At 42.3% G+C, this 20,642-nt stretch carries 15 protein-coding genes; 10 read left to right on the top strand and 5 right to left on the bottom strand.

Annotated features, from left to right (window positions below; all coding sequences use genetic code 11):
• Positions 1-19: 19 nt before the first annotated feature.
• Positions 20-1,426, bottom strand: a complete 1,407-nt coding sequence (locus B6N13_RS04075) for an ATP-binding protein (RefSeq protein WP_012070559.1) — start codon at positions 1,424-1,426, stop codon at positions 20-22.
• 292 nt (positions 1,427-1,718) lie between these two features.
• On the opposite strand from B6N13_RS04075, the gene B6N13_RS04070 reads away from it, so the two are divergent.
• From B6N13_RS04070 to B6N13_RS04055, 4 genes are all read left to right on the top strand, one after another.
• Positions 1,719-2,573 carry an acyltransferase gene (locus tag B6N13_RS04070; RefSeq protein WP_169458576.1) on the top strand — a complete coding sequence of 285 codons (855 nt, stop codon included), beginning with the start codon at positions 1,719-1,721 and terminating at the stop codon, positions 2,571-2,573.
• A 255-nt stretch (positions 2,574-2,828) separates the two neighbouring features.
• On the top strand, positions 2,829-3,995 hold the full coding sequence (locus B6N13_RS04065) for a PLP-dependent aminotransferase family protein (RefSeq protein ID WP_169458575.1): 1,167 nt from the start codon (positions 2,829-2,831) through the stop codon (positions 3,993-3,995).
• 179 nt (positions 3,996-4,174) lie between these two features.
• Positions 4,175-4,891, top strand: a complete 717-nt coding sequence (locus B6N13_RS04060; RefSeq protein WP_012070556.1) for a YebC/PmpR family DNA-binding transcriptional regulator — start codon at positions 4,175-4,177, stop codon at positions 4,889-4,891.
• A gap of 61 nt (positions 4,892-4,952) precedes the next feature.
• Positions 4,953-5,147, top strand: coding sequence for a DUF1289 domain-containing protein (locus B6N13_RS04055; protein ID WP_169458574.1), 195 nt, complete (start codon positions 4,953-4,955; stop codon positions 5,145-5,147).
• 15 nt (positions 5,148-5,162) lie between these two features.
• Here B6N13_RS04055 and B6N13_RS04050 read toward each other — a convergent pair whose 3' ends face one another.
• Positions 5,163-6,395, bottom strand: coding sequence for a glycosyltransferase family 4 protein (locus tag B6N13_RS04050; protein WP_169458573.1), 1,233 nt, complete (start codon positions 6,393-6,395; stop codon positions 5,163-5,165).
• 163 nt (positions 6,396-6,558) lie between these two features.
• On the opposite strand from B6N13_RS04050, the gene fabV reads away from it, so the two are divergent.
• On the top strand, positions 6,559-7,761 hold the full coding sequence (gene fabV, locus B6N13_RS04045) for an enoyl-ACP reductase FabV (RefSeq protein ID WP_169458572.1): 1,203 nt from the start codon (positions 6,559-6,561) through the stop codon (positions 7,759-7,761).
• A gap of 103 nt (positions 7,762-7,864) precedes the next feature.
• Entirely contained in the window at positions 7,865-8,404 is a 540-nt protein-coding gene (locus tag B6N13_RS04040) for a hypothetical protein (RefSeq protein ID WP_012070552.1), read from the top strand.
• 30 nt (positions 8,405-8,434) lie between these two features.
• On the opposite strand, the gene B6N13_RS04035 is transcribed toward B6N13_RS04040, so the two are convergent.
• The 3 genes from B6N13_RS04035 to ubiG form a co-directional block, all read right to left on the bottom strand.
• Positions 8,435-11,326 carry an insulinase family protein gene (locus B6N13_RS04035; protein ID WP_169458571.1) on the bottom strand — a complete coding sequence of 964 codons (2,892 nt, stop codon included), beginning with the start codon at positions 11,324-11,326 and terminating at the stop codon, positions 8,435-8,437.
• Between the two features lie 198 nt (positions 11,327-11,524).
• Positions 11,525-12,268 carry a YciK family oxidoreductase gene (locus B6N13_RS04030; RefSeq protein WP_012070550.1) on the bottom strand — a complete coding sequence of 248 codons (744 nt, stop codon included), beginning with the start codon at positions 12,266-12,268 and terminating at the stop codon, positions 11,525-11,527.
• A gap of 20 nt (positions 12,269-12,288) precedes the next feature.
• A complete protein-coding gene (gene ubiG, locus B6N13_RS04025; protein WP_169458570.1) occupies positions 12,289-13,011 on the bottom strand; it encodes a bifunctional 2-polyprenyl-6-hydroxyphenol methylase/3-demethylubiquinol 3-O-methyltransferase UbiG in 723 nt (240 codons plus the stop codon).
• A gap of 336 nt (positions 13,012-13,347) precedes the next feature.
• Here ubiG and gyrA point away from each other — a divergent pair, with 336 nt between their 5' ends.
• The 4 genes from gyrA to B6N13_RS04005 all read left to right on the top strand — a co-directional run bounded on the left by gyrA (position 13,348) and on the right by B6N13_RS04005 (position 20,627).
• Positions 13,348-16,041: a DNA gyrase subunit A gene (gene gyrA / locus B6N13_RS04020; RefSeq protein ID WP_169458569.1), complete on the top strand. Its 2,694-nt coding sequence runs from the start codon at positions 13,348-13,350 to the stop codon at positions 16,039-16,041.
• 75 nt (positions 16,042-16,116) lie between these two features.
• Positions 16,117-17,196, top strand: a complete 1,080-nt coding sequence (gene serC, locus B6N13_RS04015; RefSeq protein ID WP_169458568.1) for a 3-phosphoserine/phosphohydroxythreonine transaminase — start codon at positions 16,117-16,119, stop codon at positions 17,194-17,196.
• Positions 17,197-17,235: 39 nt separating this feature from the next.
• Positions 17,236-18,357, top strand: a complete 1,122-nt coding sequence (gene pheA, locus B6N13_RS04010; protein WP_012070546.1) for a prephenate dehydratase — start codon at positions 17,236-17,238, stop codon at positions 18,355-18,357.
• A 23-nt stretch (positions 18,358-18,380) separates the two neighbouring features.
• Positions 18,381-20,627 (top strand): bifunctional prephenate dehydrogenase/3-phosphoshikimate 1-carboxyvinyltransferase, encoded by a 2,247-nt coding sequence (locus B6N13_RS04005; protein WP_169458567.1) that lies wholly within the window; start codon positions 18,381-18,383, stop codon positions 20,625-20,627.
• Positions 20,628-20,642 lie beyond the last annotated feature (15 nt).

The following is a 20,642-nucleotide window of genomic DNA, read 5'->3' as shown; positions in this document are numbered from 1 at the left end:
TCCTGTTCGTTTAACTATACTAGTTTAAAGGGAATTCAACTTTTATTCCTAAGCCACCATCAGGGGAGTGATAAGCACTGATTGTGCCTTGATGACCATCCACAATACTTGCGCATATAGCGAGACCTAAGCCTCGTCCACCTGTAGCGCGGTTTCTTGAATTTTCGACTCGGAAAAATTGTTCAAAAATTCTGTTTTTATCTTCGTCGCTAACACCTGGTGCAGTATCTTCAAAAAGAACGACGGCTTTCTTGTTCTTTTTTAAAAGTTTTACGGTTAGCTTTCCAGGCGCATTTGTATATTTTAATGAATTATTCATTAGATTCGAAAAGAGCTGATGTAATCGATCAGAGTCACCATGCATAACAATAGGGCTTTTTTGAGAATATTCAAACCCTAATTCTAATCCAGCTTCAGTAAAAGGAAGTGTCATTGATTGAACTGTTTGTTCAATAATGTCATTTATCGAAATATCTTCCATTTCATAGCTTAAATTACCCATATCATGCATTGATAATTGGTTTAAGTCATCAATTAGGCGTGCAATATGAAGAGTTTCTTGATGCAGTGAAGAGAGGCTTTCAGGAGATACTTTAATAATCCCATCCTGCATTGCTTCAATTTCTCCTCTAAGAATTGCTACAGGAGTTCTTAGCTCGTGAGCGGTGTCAGCAACCCAGCGTTTACGTGCCTCGCGCGCGTGCTCTAAGGTGCAAGCTAAGTTATTGAAATCACAACTAAGGCTAGCTAACTCATCTGCCCCTTTTACTGATATGCGAGTGTCAAACTTTCCAGCAGCCAGTTTTTTTGTGGCTTTCTGCATGGAACTAATAGGGCGGCTTAACCACTGCGCCAAAGGCCAAGTTAAAAGTGCTGCTATCGCAAGCATGAAGGCTGAGATAAGTAGGAATGCTTCACCTTGCTGGCGAACAAAGCGCAATGTTTGATCCTGAACGAGCTCTCTGATTGAGCGAAGGCCAACGTACCCCACTACTTTTTTATTCACGCTAACTGCGTGGGTTTCTGCATCGGCAAAGCGAGTTTTACCGATGATCGGTTTTTGTTGGCTATCGAATAATAGAAAACGTTGGCGATAATACTGGGAAGGATAGATTAAATCTAAGTTTGGCGTGCTAGGGGGCGGAACCAAATCTCTTAAGTTCTCTAGTTTTGCTTTATGCCATTCGCTTTCCATTCGGCTTTCTTGGACCAAAAAATACCAATCGTCGTAGTAAATGTATAAGTTGGCCGTTCTGTTTGCCATTTGCTCTAAAAAGTCACGATCACGTTCCGTTGCGTAGGATACAAATCCTCTATCAAAACTCCATTGAAATACTTGCCACATAGAAACAATGAGTAAAATATTACTTAAAACAAAAACTGCAAAAAGTTTATGTCGAATTTTTAATCCTTTGGTCATTGCCATAGTGGAGTTTGAGGTCCTATTGTGTAGTGTTTATGTGTTATTTACAGGGAGTTAATAATTATCGATACGTTATCACAAAGTCTTCGTCATCGAGCTGGTTGAGTAGTCATTCTAATCGTCTGTTTACTATACAGTTTTATGTGGAAAGCTGGCTACTTGGTTGGAGTGTAAATAATGAGGATTTCCAATCAAGAGTTTCCTTTAGTATGATGCGTCAATTTTTGTATTTTAGGTTGGCTTATGCCTGTTTTGTTTGTGTTAAAAGGTCTGATTTCATTTTTTTTTGATCATAATGAATACCTTGATTTGTTTCGTTCCTGTCATGGTTTTGGCTTTGTTTAAGTGTATTTTACCCTTTGCGTCGATACGGGCGGTTTTAAATGTTGTATTGGACAACATAGCAACGTTTTGGATCGGGATAAATAACATCAATCAGCGCTACTTAGGCCGTTCTGTTATTGATGTGTCGGGTACGTGTGATTTTGTATTGAATGATTGGTATATGATAACGGCTAATCATCAATCTTGGGTGGATATTCTTATTCTGCAGCGCCTGTTTAATAGACGTATTCCCTTCATTAAGTTCTTTTTAAAGCGCGAGCTTATTTGGGTTCCTTTTATTGGTCTTGCTTGGTGGGCATTAGAGTTTCCTTTTATGAAACGTTACAGTTCTGCGCTGCTCAAAAAGAAACCCGAGCTGAAAGGAAAAGACATTGAGGTGACGAAAAAAGCTTGTGATAAGTTTCAATACTTCCCTGTGTCGATTATGAACTTCCTAGAAGGAACTCGTTTCACCGCTGAAAAACATGATCAACAATCTAGTCGGTATAAGCACCTTCTTATGCCAAAAGCGGGCGGCTTGTCTTTTGCTTTAAATGCTATGGACGGAAAGTTACATCAATTAATTGATGTAACTATTGTTTATCCTGAAGGTATTCCGAGTTTTTTTGATTATCTTTGTGGAAAAGTGTCCAATATTAAAGTGCATATTAGAGTAATGCCTATTGATGATTCTTTACTTGGGAACTATCAAGATGATGCAGAATATAGAGCGTATTTTCAGCAGTGGGTGAATGGTCTTTGGCAAGAAAAAAATCAGCAGTTCGAGTGCTTGCTGCACGCTGAGACGAATAGTATTGAGCAATAAATAATACATTCTGAGACTTTTGCACGACTACTGCGCTTGCCAATACTTTGTTAAAAATAGACTCAAAATGCTCATTTATAACCCATAAACTCCGCTTTTTCGTCTATTTTTGCCTCGTCTTGGCTTTGCTCGTGACTTCGTGCAAAGGTCTCATTCTCTTTCTGTATCCTTCAATAAATCGAGAATTGTATCTTTTCTATTTTTTTAAAATGTCTGACTCTGTTTCTCTACTCTTAATATATCGAGGCATTTGGCATGGATATTTCTCATTTATTGACTCCACACTCACGAAACATGGAAGCTTCTTTGGTTCGTGAATTGCTGCATTATAGTCAACAGCCAGACGTTCTATCTTTAGCGGGTGGTTTGCCAGATGAAAATTTGATGCCTGCTTACCCAGAACTGAAGCAACTAACCGACAGTCGACAATATGGCCCAAGTGAAGGCGAAAAAGACCTGCGCGACTGTATTGTGTCGATTGTGGCAGATCGGGGCATTGAGACATCTACTGAGAATGTACTGATAACCAACGGCTCGCAGCAAGGTTTGGATATTGTTAGTCGCTTAATTTTAGACGAAAGTTCGACCATTTTAACCGAACAGCCTACGTATCTTGCTGCTTGTCAGGTATTTAAATTACAAGGCGCAAAGGTTCAAGATGTTTTGTCGGATGCTGAAGGGATGTCTGTTTCAGCTTTACGCGATGCGATTGAGCAATATCATCCAAAAGCCGTTTATTTGATTCCTAATTTTCAGAATCCAGCAGGGCATTGTTATAGCTTGGAGCGTCGGCGCGAGATTGCAGCTCTGCTCGATGAGAAAAATATATTGCTCATTGAAGACGATCCGTATCGCGATCTTTGTTATGACAATGTTGACCTTACGCCTATTTCCACTTTGATAAAACAAACACCTTGGCTGTACATGGGGAGTTTTTCTAAGGTTTTGTGGCCAGGTTTGCGTACTGGCTATATTGTTTCCTGTGATGCTTTTTCTCCGTACTTGGTTAAAGTAAAACAAGCTGTTGATCTTCATACCAATCGTCTTGGTCAGAGTATGATTACCCAATTCTTTATGTCTGGACAATATCCGGATCACGTTATTCAGCTCCAAAAAGCTTATAAGGAAAAGCGGGCTGTAATGGCTGAGGCTTTAAATGCAGAGCTTGGCGACCTTATTGAATTTTCTATTCCTGCTGGTGGTATGTTCTTTTGGGTGAAATTGCCCGCAGGTGTTTCATCACAATTAGTACTGACTGAAGCGTTGAAGGATAAGGTGTTGGTTCTTCCTGGTACGCCATTTTTCCCATGTAAAAGTCCACTTGATGATTCGTTTCTAAGATTGAGTTTTGCTCGTGTTTCTCCGGCGCAAATCCATCAAGCAATCACGGTGCTTGCGAAAGTTATTCGACAGCTTGCTTAGTTACTTGTCACTTGGGGATTGATGGTTGTATGTCTATATTGGCTAGGTTTCTTGTTTCATAGCATTTTTGTTGTGGTAAGGTTGGCTTTTTATTGTATTTATACTTGGCTAGCAGTTCCTTCTTTTTGGGCGACACGTTAGAATCTTATTTTTAAGACTGTATAGAATAGGAATATGTAATGGGCAGAGCCTTTCAAAACCGCAAAGAGTCCATGGCAAAAACGTCTGACCAAAAAGCCAAGGTTTACAGCAAGTACGGCCGTGAGATTTATGTTTGCGCAAAATCCGGTGGTATTGATCCTAATGGTAATTTGGCACTTCGTTCTCTGATCGACCGAGCTAAAAAAGATCAGGTGCCAACTCACGTTATCGACAAAGCGATTGATAAGGCGAAAGGTGGTGGTGGAGAAGACTTTGATACTGCTCGCTACGAAGGTTTTGGTCCTGGCAATACTATGGTTATCGTGGATTGTTTGTCTGATAACCCAAACCGTACTTTTGGTGACGTGCGCACTTGCTTTAACAAGGTGAAATGTAAAATCGGTAGCCAAGGCAGCGTGAGTCATATGTTTGACCACAGTGCTATTTTTGTTTTTGCTGGTACTGACGAAGAGGCTGTATTGGAAGCCTTGATGATGGCTGATGTTGATGTAACAGATATTGAGCTAGAGGACGGTAAAGTAACTGTTTTTGCGCCTCATACCGATTACAGCAAGGCAAAAACAGCATTAACAGATGCATTTGGCGAGATTGAATTTGAGGTTGATGAAATTCAATTCGTTGCTCAAAACACAACCGAAATTCAAGGTGAAGAAGTGGAGCAGTTTGACCGCTTTTTAGATCTATTGAATGACCTGGATGATGTTCAGCGCGTTTATCATAACGCTGAATATTAGAATTTGAGGCCTTGGTGAAGTTCTTTGCTAAGGCCTTTTATTTTAGGTGTACTGATTAAAAATGACTAAGCCAAAACCTCAGTTGAAATCTCCATGCGTCAATGTCTGTCTTTTGAATGACGAAGATATTTGTGTGGGCTGTTATCGTACTGGTAAGGAAATTAGCCTGTGGGGCAGTATGAATAAAGCCTCTCAGCAGGCGGTGATGAAAAAGGTTCGCGAGCGAGAGGCTAAAAGTAATTTTGTTTCTAGCTAGTGCTTTTTATTAATGTTACTTATCTTCGTTTTTGTTTTTAAGTTCTATCCATTGCGACATGTATTGCGTGCTCTTAAGGCTGTGGTGTCGCAGCATTAATCCCAAAAAATGCTTTTTTCTTAGGCTTTCTTTTAGCTGAACGTGTAGCTTCAATCGATTAATTAATTTGGGTTCCCATTCTTCTGCTTGATAGCGAGCTTGCAATATTCTATTGCCATTTTGTTGCATCAGTTGCCAGCTTTCTTTATCTTCATAGAGTGACACAGCGGCATCGACAAAGGTGTCTATATCGTCAGTGATCACGCCGTTCCAAGGGAGGTCGCCATGCATAGATTCAGCGCCAATGCTGGTGGTTATACTTGGAGTTCCTACCTGCATAGCTTCAACCAATTTTCCTTTAATACCAGCCCCAAAACGTAATGGTGCTAAGCAAAGTCGAGCTTGTTGCATGACTTTTTGGGCGTCTTCGGCCCAGCCTTTTACTAAAAAACCTTCTTTTGCGTTATGTAATTGCGTGGCTTTTGGTGGAGGGTATGCACCATAAATATGCATTTCTGCTTTTGGTAGACGCTTTCGAATCTTTGGCCATATCTCTGTTTTTAATTGCTGGACAGCATCCCAGTTTGGTGCATGACGAAAATTGCCGATGCTAATAAAGTTTTGGCGCTCTTCAAAGCTGGTTAGAGTGTCAGTGTCTTTAGGTTTAGGTAGCATAAATGGAAGGTGAAATGCATGGGTTTCTGGCACGTGAAATTCATCAATTAACAGTTTTGTTTCCACTTCTGAAATCATTAGGGTTAAGTCACAGCGATGAATGGCGGCGATTTCACGAATGCCTAGGTCACTATAAAGGTCTTCAACCACAAAAGTTTTATTTTGTTTAAGGGCGTTGTGTCTGGCTTGTCTTAATGAGTGAAGGTCTTCGGTATTGAGAATTCTTAATGAGTTTGGGCTGAATTTTTCAACCCGCCAACCGAATTGTTCTTCCATCATGAAGCGATCAAATATCACAATGTCCGGTTTTTTGTCTGCAATATAGGTATCGAAAGAAGCATCGTTAAGTTCGATATGTTCCGCTTCAATGCCTAATTGAGATAGGTCTGTCATGTGTTCTGTTTGTAGTGCGGGGCTCGCAAATGATATTTGCCATTGTTGTTTATAAAAACAATTAAGTAATTGCATCATTCGGCTGCCAGCGGCAGATGAGTTAGGTTCTGGCCAGACATAGCCGATGACAAGTAGGTGCACGGTATTCTCTCAATGTTTCAGTGATTTTTGGTTCTGAATTTTTAGCAGAATCAGGACATATTCGTCCGGCTATTGTATCATGGCAAGCAGATTTGTCTTGCCTGCCTCATTTGAAGGGATTGTCTGGCAAGACGTAAGCAAAACATGACGTTGAGAAGATATTATGATCATAAAACCAAAGATTCGCGGATTTATCTGTACAACAACACATCCAGTAGGCTGTGAGCAAAATGTAAGAGAGCAAATTGCTTTTACTAAAAGCAAAGGGGCTATCGAAAATGGTCCTAAAAAAGTACTTGTAATCGGTGCGTCAAGTGGTTATGGCTTGTCTTCTCGTATTGCTGCAGCGTTCGGTTCTGGCGCAGCTACAATAGGTGTTTTCTTTGAAAAGCCAGGTACAGATAAGAAAACAGGTACAGCGGGTTGGTATAACTCTGCGGCATTCGATAAAGTTGCCAAAGAAGAAGGTTTATATGCTAAAAGCATTAATGGTGATGCCTTCTCAAACGAAGCGCGTGCAACCGTTATTGATTTGATTAAGCAAGATCTTGGTCAAATTGACATGGTGGTTTACTCGTTGGCTTCTCCAGTTCGTAAAATGCCAGAAACGGGTGAAGTTGTTCGTTCGGTTCTTAAGCCTATTGGCCAGCCATACCGTTCTACTGCGATTGATACGAATAAAGACGTGATTATTGAAGCGGAAATCGAGCCGGCGACAGAAGAAGAAGTTGCTGCTACGACTACTGTTATGGGTGGTCAGGACTGGGAGCTTTGGATGTCTGCTTTGCAAGAAGCTGGTGTATTAGCTGAAGGTACGCGTACTGTGGCTTACTCTTACATTGGCTCTGACATTACTTGGCCAATTTACTGGCATGGTGCGTTAGGTAAGGCGAAAGAGGATTTGGATCGTGCATCCGCTGCTATCGATGCTCAATTGGCTAAAATTGGCGGTGGCGCGAACGTTGCTGTATTGAAATCAGTTGTTACTCAGGCCTCCTCAGCAATTCCAGTAATGCCGCTATATTTGGCGATGGTCTTCAAGGTAATGCGCGAGAAAGGTATCCATGAAGGTTGTATGGATCAAATTTATCGTATGTTCGCAGAGCGTTTGTACAATAACCATAATCCTGCAGAGTTGACAGACGATAAAAATCGTCTTCGCTTGGATGATTGGGAATTACGTGAAGATGTTCAGCAAGCTTGTCGTGAGCTTTGGCCGAAAGTAAATGATGCGAATTTATTTGCTGAAACGGACTATCAGCTTTATAAAGACGAATTCTTGAAGCTGTTTGGTTTTGGTGTAGATGGTGTTGATTATGATGCCGAAGCAAACCCAGAAGCAGATTTTGAAGTAATTACTCTTTAGTTTTTACTAAAAGAGACAAAAAAGGAGTTCAGGTATCGCTTGAGCTCCTTTTTTTATGTGTTTTTATCTCTTATAGTGAATAAGGTCTTACTCTGGGGTGGTTATGAAATATTCATTGGGGTTGTTTTCTGCTTTGTCCTTGCTTGCGAATGCTCAGACAATAGAGCGTCAGCCTGTCGATATCATTTACGGTAATCAGGTAATCCATACGCAGCATCAAGTTGTGGTTAGCTCCAAAGAAGAGGTTGCAATTATTCCGGCTGAAAAGGCAAAAACGACATTGGGGCCAAATATTGTGATAACGGCTGATGGTAAAGGTATGTCGTATTTGGAAGAGAATGCCATTGCTGAGCGGGAACAGGCTATTTACGATGAAGTGAACAAGCGCACCGAAGAAGCTCCGTTTACGGTTCTGTTTACTGGGAATATACCTGAAGACATTCAGGCTAAGCGTCTTCGGATGATGCCGGAGATTGGTATTTTTGGTGATCAAGCCAAAAAAGATGATGCGTCAGTTGATAAGGTGCAGCCAGATGTTGGTGATTTTTCACCAATTGGCAAAGGGGTTGCTCCTGCAGCAAGCGGGGCTAAGGGTGCCCCAGCAACAGATCAAGAGAAGCTAGAGAAGCTGATTGGTGGTTGAGGCTTTTGAGGTTGTCTAGGTAGCCTTATTTTAAAGGTTGGGGGAGTTGGGTGATGTTTCTCTCCAGTCTTGTTGCTCGATGAGTTCTTTTGGAAATGCTTTATTGTGAATGATTATTTTTGTCGTATCTGTTGATTGCAGTTTGCGATTTATAAAAGCAATAAAGTCCTCTCGCTGAATTTTTTCTACGTTGTTTATCCATTCTTCGCGGGTTAGAAAATCTGGGTCTGGTTTGGCAATTTGATGCCATTCATTTATTGCATTGTCACTTAGGTTTTTGGAGGTCATTTTCAGTTCGCTTAGTAGGGCGTTTTTAGCTTGTGAAAAATCTTTTTCCGATATGTTGGGTAATCTATTTCTCTGTTCCTTTAGGAAGTCTTCTATAGAGTGAATGATCGTTAGGCTGTCGTTGTTGGGGGATTGTACTAATAATCCTAGTATTGGTGTGTTCCTAATGCTGAGGTCTTGTGCTCCAACAATATAGCCAAGCTGTTGATTGGTTCTTAGCTCCTGATAAAAAGGGCTGCTTATTAGTTTTCTTAGTATTGAAAAATAAGCTTTTTCTGTAATGGCTTTTTTTGTTGTCTGTGCGCTGGTGTCTATTAGCGCATATAAAATCACCTTGTCGTCGCTTGTTGATTCGAACTGGTAGTGGTATTTCTTTTGAGTGGTGAGATTTTTGGTTTCAATTTCCAGTGGCTCTCTAGGGGTGAGGCGATCACTAAAACGTTGATAAATCGAGTCTGCAAGTTTTTCTGTCTGTTCCTTAGTTAAATTGCCTGTGCTGTAGCCAACTACATCAAAATGTTCGCGTGCCTTTTTTGTGTATTCTCGAAGGTCTTCTAAAGAAAGTTGTGCCAGTGCATCTTCAAGTTGTTTGGTGGTAAAGCTATTTTTAGTAATCAATGTGCTTAGTGCGCTACTAGCGTTGCTATAGGCTTGTCGGCTTTTTTGGTTGCTTAAATCTTTTTCTAGTTGTGTTTTGGCTTGTTTGAATCGCTCTAGTGTCGGGCGAAATAAGAAAAGTTGATCAACTAGCCAAGTGATATAGGCATTTTGTTTGTCTGAATAGCCGCTGGTTCGTAAGGTTGCGCCGTTGACGTGGGGGTAAAATGCGTAACCCAGTCCTGCAACATATGGTGCATAGGTTGATTCGCTTACGCTATCATTGAAAAGGCGACTCCATAATCTGTTGAGTAGGGTGTGTTCTGGTGTATCTGCAGCATCGGCAAAACGTATTGCTAGAAAGTTCATGGCGGTGGGTTTGCCAAAGCTTGAGTCAGATTTATTCCAGTAGGTGAATCCCTTTTTTTGAAAAATGATTGATGGGGTTGTGTCTTTTTTATCAATTAAATCTAAAGACTCAGGGATGAAAGTGTTCTTTTCGGGCAAGCTAACTTGTGTACTTTTTACTGATAGATTGATGATGTCTAAAAATAGTTGGCTGAAATTATTATTGCTGTATTTGCTCTGGTACCAGGGTTCTGTTTGCCATGTTGGCTTTTGATCGGCCCAGCTTTCTGGGAATTCGTGATTTGATGTTATTTGTACTAAAAGGTTTTCTTGAGATAGTTGTTTTAGTAAATGGCGAACTTGTTTCTCGTCTGCTGTAGACTCTAGGCGGTAGCAACTGAGAATGTCTTCCGGTGGTGTTTTAAGCATTCTTGCAGATAGGGATCTAGCTAGATTTTGTGGGTCGACATAGCTTTGATTGTTAAACATGAGCTGGCTAAGTTTTAGTCCCTCCTGTAGATACATTGGGTTGATGGGGGAGGATTTTAAAGTGCTAACAGTGGCGAAAAAATGCTTGGCTACTGTGTCTATTTTTTTCAATCCCTCATCTGTTAAAGCTATTCTGACAGTGAATAATGCGTTGTCGCCATAGTCTGTACTCGTGCTTGCTGAAATTCCGTTGATTAGTCCTGCGGATTTAAGGAACGCATATAGTGATCCTTTGTTCTCATTGCCTAAAATATAAGATAAATAGCGTGTTGGTTGGGTCTTGTAGTTTTTATTTTGGGCGTCTATTTGGTAGTAAAAACTTAATGTGCTGTTGTCGATTAATGAACGCACAAACTGTAGTTGTAGTTTACCTTTTGGGATGAGTGTTGGGTAGTGTATTTCTGTCTTAGGTTTTTCGCTTGGGATATCTGAAAAGTACTGACGAGCAAGTGTGGCCATTTGGTTATAGGGTAAGTTTGCTACCATAACTAGCGCCATGTTCTCACTAAAATAGTTTTCTTTATAAAGTGTGAGTAACTGCTTTCTTAGTGGGTTATTTGGCTGGTCTTTGAGGGTGTCTAGGCTGCCAACAGTGAAATGGCTAAATGGGTGCTTGGGATTGATTAGTGTTTTTAGTGCTTGGGTATTTCGTCTGCTTTCGTCCTGAAGTTTAGCTTTGTATTCTGAATCAACGGCATTTTTCTCACGCTGAGTGAGTGATTCACTAAAAAGTGGGTTGATGAAAAACTGCGAAAATCTATCCAAAGCACCTTCGTATGCGGTGGGTTTGATGTCGAAGTAAAAGTTTGTTGTGTCGGTGCTTGTATAAGCGTTATGGGAGCCGCCATGAGTATTTATATAGGATTGGTAGTTGCCCGCCTCTGGGTATTTTTTAGTACCAAGAAAAAGCATGTGCTCTAAAAAGTGCGCCAACCCTTGTTGGTTGTCTGGGTCTTGAAAATTACCGACATTGACTGATAGTGATGCGGCAAAACGTTCAGCTTGCGGGTCGCTTACTAATAATACTTTTAGGTTGTTAGTTAGAGTTATGAGGTGGTAGTCATTTTTGTCGGTGAGGCTTTTGTTAGGTATGTTAATAATTTGATCATTTATCACTTCTACTGCGCTACTGTTGGTTTGTTGTGGGCTGGCTTGATTGCTTTCTTGTGCTGCTTGAAATGACGTATTGTCTTGGTTCATGTGATTGCTTATTTTGGGGGTTGTGTTGTTTTCGATAGGATACGAGGTATCCGCTTGTATCGAAAAAGATGCAAGTGCCATAAGTAGAAAGTAATAGGTGGAGACTTTTTTTCTGATATTGGTCATGGCTTCAGATTAACTGAAGCATGTGGTGGGATGCAATGGGCTTTGGCCCATTGCATATGGTGTCGGATTATTCTATTGGGCATCCAGCGATTTGCCGTTCACTGTTAGGCTGTCTTTACCCATTAGATAGAGGTAAATCGGCATAATTTCTTCTGCGGTGGGGAGTGTTTTGGGATCTTCGTCAGGGTAGGCGTTTGCTCGCATGTTGGTTCTTGTTGCGCCCGGATTTATGGCATTAGCCCGAATGTTAGGTGATAGACTTTCTAGTTCGCTGGATAGTAGTTGCATCATAGCTTCAGTGGCGAACTTTGATACCGCGTAGGCTCCCCAGTTAGCTTTTGCTTTTCTCCCAACGCCTGAAGAGGTAAATATTATGGAGGCGTGCTCTGCTTTTTGCATAATAGGCAGAAGGGCCTGATTCAGCATTAGTTGGCTGGTGACGTTGACACGCATAACTTGTTCAAACAGTGTTGGATCGTAGGTTGCTAGACTGGTTCGCTCGCCCAGTAGACTGGCATTGTGGAGGATGCCATCAAGATGGCCGAATTCATTTTCTATAGTGTTAGCAAGTTCGATATAGTCGTGTTCGGCAGCACCGTCAAGATTCAGTGGGACAATGGCTGCTTGTGGGTATTGGTGTTTTTCGATGTAATCGTAAACCGCTTCGAGTTTTTTTGTTGTGCGGCCTAAAAGTATGACGGTTGCGCCATGTTTTGCGTAGGTGATTGCGGCTTCTTTGCCTATGCCATCACCGGCTCCAGTAACAAGGATTACCTTGTCTTTAAGTAGTTGGCTTGGGGCTTGATAATCAAACATATCTCCTCCTTGTGCCTTGCTTAGGCTTCGTTTTTTTTGGTGTGCATCATGTAGTTGACAGACACATCTTTGTCATTAAGTTTGTATATTTTGGTGAGAGGGTTGTATGTCATTCCTGTCATGTGAGTAACTTCTAATCCGGCTTGTCTTGCATAATTGTTGAGCTCTGCTGGCTGGATGAATTTAGCGTAATCGTGAGTTCCTTTTGGTAGCATTTTTAAGATATATTCTGCGCCAACGATGGCAAAAAGGTACGCTTTCGGGTTTCTGTTGATCGTAGAGAAAAATACGTGACCACCTGGTTTTACTAGAGTCATACAGGCTTTGATAACTGAAGATGGGTCGGGTACGTGCTCAAGCATTTCAAGGCAGGTGACAACATCATATTGGCCTGCTTCTCGTTGCGCTATTTCTTCAGCGGTGATTTTTTCATAATCAATGTCGAGTTTGGATTCTTCTTTATGTAGTTTTGCTACGGCAAGGGGGGCTTCACCCATATCGATGCCTTTCACATTTGCACCTAGTTTTGCCATCGCTTCAGATAGAATGCCGCCACCGCAACCTACGTCGATGACTTTCTTTCCTTGCAATCCATTGGCTCTATCGCTGATATAATCGGTACGTAGCGGATTGATATCATGTAATGGTTTGAATTCGTTTTCTGTGTCCCACCAACGGCTCGCAAGTGCTTCAAACTTCGCAACTTCATTCAGGTCTACGTTGTTCTGTTGAGTGTTTGTCATGTTTTGTTTTCCATTTTTCAATGTCGCTAAGAGTGAGAAAGCTATGTTCGTTGTACTGAACCGATCGCCTGTTTTCTGAAATGCTTCTTAAGGTAGTGGAGGCGATGCTTATTTTTATTACGTTATCCTAGTATAGCGCCAACCTCAGAGGTGACCAATAGCAAACTTGCTTTGTTAAAGAGAGTGTTCCGTAGATGGATTCTATAAATGCGATATAGAGCAACAAAACATGCTCCTTGAAGGGGTGTTATTTATTTCCTTATGTTACAATGCGGCGCTTATAAAAAGATATTAGGGAGTCTTTTTGACTCCGAGGCATAAGGATCGATTGTATCTATGGGTGAATTAGCCAAAGAAATTATTCCCGTCAGTATCGAAAATGAACTTAAGGGATCTTACCTAGATTACGCCATGAGTGTAATTGTAGGTCGAGCATTACCTGATGTGCGAGACGGGTTAAAGCCTGTTCACCGTCGCGTTCTATTTGCGATGAATGAACTTAAAAATGATTGGAATAAACCGTACAAAAAATCGGCGCGTATCGTCGGTGATGTAATCGGTAAATATCACCCACATGGTGATTCTGCTGTATACGATACGATTGTTCGTATGGCGCAGCCTTTCTCAATGCGTTACACCTTGGTTGATGGTCAAGGTAACTTCGGCTCTGTCGATGGTGACAGTGCTGCAGCAATGCGTTATACCGAAATCCGTATGGCGAAAATTTCTCACCATCTTTTGATGGACTTAGAGAAAGAAACCGTCGACTTCGTGCCTAACTATGACGGCACAGAGTTTATGCCAGAAGTATTGCCTGCGCGAGTTCCTGGGCTGTTAGTGAACGGTTCGGCGGGTATTGCAGTAGGTATGGCGACTAATATCCCACCTCATAATCTTGGTGAGATTATCGATGGTTGTTTGGCAGTTATTGATAATGCTGACATTACTATTGATGAGCTTATCGATCATATACCAGGGCCAGACTTCCCTACTGGGGCGTTTATTAATGGTCGCGCTGGTATTATTGAAGCTTATAAAACTGGTCGCGGTCGTATTTACATGCGTGCCCGTCACCATTTTGAAGACATGGAGAAAGGCAATCGCCAGTCCATCGTTTTCACTGAAATCCCTTACCAGTTAAACAAAGCGAAAGTGATTGAAAAAATCGCTGAGCTAGTTAAAGAGAAAAAACTGGAAGGTATCAGTGAGCTTCGTGATGAATCTGACAAAGACGGTATGCGTATCGTTATCGAGTTGCGTCGCGGTGAAAACCCTGATGTTGTTGTGAATAATATATTCACACAAACTCAGTTGCAGTCAGTGTTTGGTATTAACATGGTGGCCTTGGTTGATGGTCGTCCTCAGTTACTTAATATCAAGCAAATTCTTGAGTGCTTCGTTAAACACCGTCGTGAAGTGGTTACTCGTCGTACGATTTTCGAACTTCGTAAAGCTCGTGAACGCGGCCACATCTTAGAAGGTTTGGCTGTTTCTCTGGCGAATATTGATCGTGTAATTGAGCTAATCCGTACATCGCCGACGTCAGCTGAAGCAAAAGAAAAAATTGTTAGTGAGTCTTGGGAGCCGGGTGATGTGGTTGCCATGCTTGAGCGCGCTGGTGCTGATGCTTGCCGCCCTGATGATCTTGAGGCTGGTTACGGATTTGTTGATGGTGCATATCATTTATCACCTGATCAAGCTCAAGCAATTTTGGATTTGCGTCTGCATCGTTTGACAGGCTTGGAGCACGATAAGTTACTGGGTGAATATAAGACTCTGATTGAGCTTATTGGCGAGTTACTCAATATCCTGTCTAATCCAGATCGTTTGATGGAAGTGATTCGTGAAGAGCTGCAAGAAGTTAAAGAAACTTTTGGTGATGCACGACGTACTGAAATTCTGACGTCTCGCCAAGATCTGACTATTGCTGATTTGATTGATGAAGCGCCAATGGTGGTGACGATTTCGAATACAGGTTACGCGAAATCCCAGCCATTAGTTGAGTATCAAGCTCAGCGTCGTGGCGGTCGCGGTAAGTCATCTGCGAGCATGAAAGATGAGGATCACATCGAGCATTTGTTGGTTACTAGTAGTCATGACACAATCATGCTGTTTAGTAACTTTGGTAAAGTTTACTGGTTGCGTGTGTTTGAGATTCCGGTAGCTAGCCGTAGTGCGAAAGGTCGTCCTATTGTTAATTTATTACCTTTGAGAGAAGGTGAGTCTATATCCGCACTATTGCCTTTACCTGTTGTTGAAGCGGTTGAGGCTGATTCCGAAGCGGATGATGATGTTTCTGATGATGCCATTGTTGAGGCTAGTAGCTATATCTTTATGGCGACGGCAAATGGAACAGTTAAGAAGACAGCGATGCAGCATTTTGCGCGCCCACGTTCGACTGGTTTGATTGCGCTAAGCTTAGATGAAACCGATGAGTTGGTTGGTGTGTCTGTTACTAATGGTGAAAACGATATTATGTTGGTTTCATCTTCTGGTAAAACAATCCGCTTTAAAGAATCTGATGTTCGTGCAATGGGGCGTACTGCAGCAGGTGTACGTGGTATTCGTTTGGGTGAAGATGCTAAGGTTGTTTCACTTATTGTTCCTCAGGATGGTTCTGCTGTGTTGATGGCTTGTGAAAATGGTTATGGCAAGCGTACTTTGGTAGAAGATTTCCCTGTGTATGGTCGTGGTGGTCAAGGTGTTATCGGTATTCAGGTTTCTGAGCGTAATGGCCCTGTTGTTGGTGCTGCTCAGGTTGATGAAACTGATGAGATTATTTTGATTACTGATCAAGGTACTTTGGTTCGTACCCGTGTGACGGAAGTGTCATGTCAGGGTAGAAATACTCAAGGTGTTACTTTGATTCGTTTGACCAACGATGAGCACTTGGTTGGCATTGAGCGTGTTGTTGAAGATGATGAAGAAGAAGATGTTGAGATCGATGAGGTAGATGATACTACAGTTGTTGATCAAGCACCGAATGATGGTGGCGAATCTCCTGATATCCTTGATAGCGATACGGAATAGAAAATAAAGCGACGCACTTAGGTGCGTCGCTTTTGTTGTAGATAGATCCTGAAAATACTAGAGGTAATAAGCAGGATGAGCCGAGTATATAATTTTTGTTCTGGTCCCGCAGCGCTTCCTGAAGCGGTTTTGAAAAAAGCACAGGCTGAATTGTTAGATTGGCATGGTGCGGGCGTTTCTGTGATGGAAATGAGTCATCGTAGCTCTGAGTTTATGTCTATTTTGGCATCAGCTAAGGCTCGTTTGTCGCGCTTGATGAATATCAGTGATGACTATGAAATCTTGTTTGTTCAAGGTGGTGCATCTACCTTGTTTTCTCAAATTCCTGCGAATTTGGCTAATGGGTTTGAGTCGGCTTGTTTTTTGGATACCGGTGCTTGGTCTTCAAAGGCAATTAAAGAGGCGAAAAAATACACAAAAGTTAGTGTGGTTGGCTCCTCTAAAGCTCAAAACTACACCACAGTTCCTGATTTCTCTACGCTAGAATTAGATGAAAGCGCTGCTTATTTACATATTTGTCCAAATGAAACCATTGGTGGTTTAGAGTTTGCAGACTTGCCAGAAACAAATTTGCCTATTGTTGCGGATTTATCTTCAACTATTTTGTCTCGCAAAGTAGATGTCAGTAAATACGGTGTGATTTACGCTGGCGCACAAAAAAATGTTGGTCCAGCGGGTGTGGTTATTTGCATTATTCGTAAGGATTTATTAGCTCGTTCTAGTGATGATTTGCCGGCCATTTGGAACTTTGCTCATTTGGCTGAAAATGATTCGATGATCAATACGCCGCCAACTTTTGCTATTTATCTAGCTGACTTAGTGTTTGAGTGGTTAGAGGCGCAGGGTGGTGTTGAGGCGATTGAACAGATCAATATCCGTAAGGCACAAGCGCTTTACGACTTTATCGATTCTAGTAATTTCTACTCAAACCCTGTTGATCCTGTCTACCGCTCTCGAATGAATGTGCCATTTATTCTTGCGGATGAGTCACTTGAGGCTCTATTTTTGCAAGAATCTGAGGCGGTTGGTCTGCGCACCTTGGCAGGGCATCGCTCTGTTGGTGGGATGCGTGCAAGTATATACAACGCAATGCCGATGGAAGGTATTGAGGCTTTGATTGAATTTATGCGTGGTTTTGAAGAGCGCCACGGATAAAACTTTTTAAGACACTAACCTCTACGGATATTTAATAGCATGTCAAATTCCAAACAAGCAGTACCAGATACGCTGCCTTTATTGCGCGATCGTATCGATTCCATTGACTCGCAAATACAAATGCTGATTAACGAGCGAGCAACTTGTGCTCAAAAAGTGGCCGAAGTTAAATTGGCTGAGCAGGGGGATGAGGCCGTCGTGTTTTATCGCCCTGAGCGTGAAGCTCAAGTGTTGCGTAGAGTTATGGAACGCAATGAAGGGCCTTTGGGTAATGAAGAGATGGCGAAGATCTTTCGACAGGTTATGTCTTCATGTTTGGCTCTTGAAAAGCCAATGCGTATCGCGTTTTTAGGGCCAGAAGGCACTTTTACACAGCAAGCGGCATTGAAGCACTTTGGTAAATCTATTGTTAGTGCGCCGATGGCTGCTATTGATGAGGTGTTCCGTGAAGTGGAGTCTGGTGCAGCTAATTATGGTGTCGTGCCGGTTGAAAATTCGACAGAAGGTGTTGTTAATCATACGTTAGATAGCTTTCGTGACTCGCGTTTAAAAATATGCGGTGAAGTGGAGGAGCGTATTCATCATCATTTGTTGGTGAGTCCGAATATTAACTCCGATGACGTCACTCATATTTATTCCCATCAGCAGTCTTTGGCGCAATGTCGTGCTTGGTTGGATCGTTATTGGCCGCATGTTGAGCGCATTGCTGTGAGTTCCAATGCCGAAGCTGCTCGTCTTGCGGCTGAGGCTGGTCGCAGTGGTCGTGCTATTGCTGCCATTGCGGGGGAGGTGGCTTGCGAGCTATACGGATTATTGAAAATTTCTTCTAATATTGAAGATCGTCCTGATAACACCACGCGCTTTTTGATCGTTGGTAATCAGGATGTTCCACCAAGCGGTAAAGATAAGACATCACTACTAATTAGTGCAAAAAATGAGCCGGGTGCTTTATATCGTTTGCTTGAGGCGTTCGAACGTCATGGAGTGGATATGACTCGCCTTGAGACTCGTCCTTCATTAATGAGTCGTTGGGGCTATATCTTTTACATTGACTTTGTTGGTCATCATGAAGATGACGAGTGTCGTGCCGTGATCGATGAATTGCGTGAACGTGCATCGGAAGTAAAAGTGTTGGGTTCTTACCCTGTGGCTGTACTTTAGCAATTTTATAAGAGTGTTGTGCTTTGGCTGGTGAACGTGATTTTAAGGCGTCTTTTGCAGTGACGTCTCAAGAAAAAAAGAAATTTGGCAATGTCATGATCATCGGTCTTGGCATGATTGGTGGATCATTTGCTAAGGCTTTAAAAGAGCGTGGCTTGGCGACATTGTTTGCAATTGACCGTCGAGAAGGGGAATTATCTCTTGGTGTTTCAACGGGAGTGATTGATCATCCAGCAGAAATGACGGCTGAATTTATTTCTCAAATGGATGTGATTGTTCTTGCTACTCCGGTAAGGGCAATGGAGTCAGTATTAACGGATCTGAAGCCTTTGTTGTCTGAGCATACGCTTGTCACGGATGTGGGTTCCACGAAAGGTAGTGTGGTTGAATCTGTTCGCCGTGTTTTTGGTTATGTGCCAACCAACTTCATTCCTGGGCACCCTATTGCTGGAGCGGAAAAGAGTGGTGTATTAGCATCTAATCCTCTTCTTTTTGAGAAGCATATGGCTATAGTGACACCATTGGCAGACAGTAATCCTGTGTTGTTGGATCGTCTTCATCGTCTTTGGCGTGCCGTTGGGGCAGATGTCGTGAGTATGGATGTTGATCATCATGATCATGTATTGGCTTCTTCAAGTCATTTGCCGCATCTCCTTGCTTATACTTTGGTTGATGCATTGGCTAATGGTGAGCGTAGTCAGGATATCTTTAAGTTTGCTGCTGGTGGCTTTCGAGACTTTACTCGGATTGCTTCAAGCGACCCTGTTATGTGGCGCGATGTCTTTATGGCCAATAAAGAGGCTACCTTGGCTACGTTAGATCATTTCACGGATCGTCTTGCTGATATGCGCGCTGCGATAGAGCAAGGTGATGGTGCAAGCATGTTTGGTGTTTTTACTCGTGCTAAGTCTGCGCGAGATCATTTTCTTCGGTTATTAGAGCAGCGTACAATTGGCTCTACGAAAGAGGTTCGCCCAGTATCGGTTTCTGTTTTGCCTGCTTCTGCGATTAAAGGTGATATTTCTTTATTGGGTGACAAATCTCTGTCACATAAAGTGATTACCATAGCTGCGCTTTCTGAAGGCGTGAGTGAAATAAAGAACGTTGATTTGACTGGTGATGTTCGCATTACAATACAGGCTTTTCGCGATATGGGGGTTGTGATTGAGGAGGTATCTGCTGATCACTTGCGTGTTCATGGGGTTGGCCTTCGTGGTTTAAAAGCACCTATTGCTCCCATTAATGTTCATCAATCGCGGGAAAGTTTGTATTTGTTGTTGCCTGTTTTGGCTGGGCAGTCATTTCCTGTCTCTGTTGTGGCGGAAGGTGCATTGTTAAATCAGTCTATGAGTGACTTGTTTTCTTTGGTGCGCAAAATGGGTGGTGATGTGGTCTCTGAAGTGACCGACTGTCTGCCTGTTAGTCTTGTGCCGGGCGTCTCGTCTAATGTGTATATTGATTTGACGGCAGGTTCTGAGCGTTTGCGTATGTCGGCGTTTTTGGCGGCGCTATACTCGCCTGTTGAAGGTTCTGTTATGACACTGTCGACGGGATTGTCTCACTGCGAGGTGTTGTTGCGTCATTTTGGTGTGACCATATTGGAGCATGCCGACGGCTTTAGCGTTGTTCCAGCGTCTTTGGTTGGTACGGATATTGTATTATCTGGTGATGAGTATGAGGCGGCTTGGTTGGTGTTATTGGCGAGCTTGTTGCCGGGTTCTGAGTTGCTAATCGAGAATGCGGGTTTGGATTCTGTGTCTTATGCATTTTTATCATTTCTAAAATCGATTGGTGCGAATATATGTATTCCTGAGCAAGGTGAGTTTGGCTTGTGTGAAGGTAAGCTTCAGGCGGGCTTTGCTGAGTTAAAATCGTTTACCCTGCTGCCAGAGCAGGTTTACCAATTTAGAAATGAGTTGCCTTTGTTGTGTGTTGCTGCGGCTTATGCGAAGGGCGAAAGCTGTATTCAAGGTGTCGGTTCTCTACCTTATTATTGTGAGGATAGGGTCTTGGCTTTAGTGGATGCTCTTGAGCATGTGAAGATTTGTTGTGCTTACGAAAATGGTGATTTACTTATAAAAGGTGGTCTTCCATTTGGTGGTGAGTTGGATTGTGCTGGTGATGATAAATTAGCGCTTGCCATGTTGGCGTTAGGAGCGCGAAGCCAATCGGTTACAAAAGTGAATGATTGCCAAAAATTATTAGAAGAATTTAACGAGTTGGAGAGTGTTGCTATGCAGTTAGGTTTTCACTGCACTGTGGCGCAATAGTTTTTTAAGAGGAAT

The organism is Marinomonas sp. UCMA 3892, from assembly GCF_012726345.1.
GTDB lineage: Bacteria > Pseudomonadota > Gammaproteobacteria > Pseudomonadales > Marinomonadaceae > Marinomonas.
Note: the sequence above shows the minus strand (reverse complement) of the source record. Positions and strands in the feature narration are given on the sequence as shown.

What these genes read in the sequence shown, in the direction of transcription:
- B6N13_RS04075 (WP_012070559.1), bottom strand. Translation starts at nt 1,426, where the DNA reads ATGGCAATGACCAAAGGATTAAAAATTCGACATAAACTTTTTGCAGTT.
- B6N13_RS04070 (WP_169458576.1), top strand. Translation starts at nt 1,719, where the DNA reads ATGAATACCTTGATTTGTTTCGTTCCTGTCATGGTTTTGGCTTTGTTT.
- B6N13_RS04065 (WP_169458575.1), top strand. Translation starts at nt 2,829, where the DNA reads ATGGATATTTCTCATTTATTGACTCCACACTCACGAAACATGGAAGCT.
- B6N13_RS04060 (WP_012070556.1), top strand. Translation starts at nt 4,175, where the DNA reads ATGGGCAGAGCCTTTCAAAACCGCAAAGAGTCCATGGCAAAAACGTCT.
- B6N13_RS04055 (WP_169458574.1), top strand. Translation starts at nt 4,953, where the DNA reads ATGACTAAGCCAAAACCTCAGTTGAAATCTCCATGCGTCAATGTCTGT.
- fabV (WP_169458572.1), top strand. Translation starts at nt 6,559, where the DNA reads ATGATCATAAAACCAAAGATTCGCGGATTTATCTGTACAACAACACAT.
- B6N13_RS04040 (WP_012070552.1), top strand. Translation starts at nt 7,865, where the DNA reads ATGAAATATTCATTGGGGTTGTTTTCTGCTTTGTCCTTGCTTGCGAAT.
- B6N13_RS04035 (WP_169458571.1), bottom strand. Translation starts at nt 11,326, where the DNA reads ATGAACCAAGACAATACGTCATTTCAAGCAGCACAAGAAAGCAATCAA.
- B6N13_RS04030 (WP_012070550.1), bottom strand. Translation starts at nt 12,268, where the DNA reads ATGTTTGATTATCAAGCCCCAAGCCAACTACTTAAAGACAAGGTAATC.
- ubiG (WP_169458570.1), bottom strand. Translation starts at nt 13,011, where the DNA reads ATGACAAACACTCAACAGAACAACGTAGACCTGAATGAAGTTGCGAAG.
- gyrA (WP_169458569.1), top strand. Translation starts at nt 13,348, where the DNA reads ATGGGTGAATTAGCCAAAGAAATTATTCCCGTCAGTATCGAAAATGAA.
- serC (WP_169458568.1), top strand. Translation starts at nt 16,117, where the DNA reads ATGAGCCGAGTATATAATTTTTGTTCTGGTCCCGCAGCGCTTCCTGAA.
- pheA (WP_012070546.1), top strand. Translation starts at nt 17,236, where the DNA reads ATGTCAAATTCCAAACAAGCAGTACCAGATACGCTGCCTTTATTGCGC.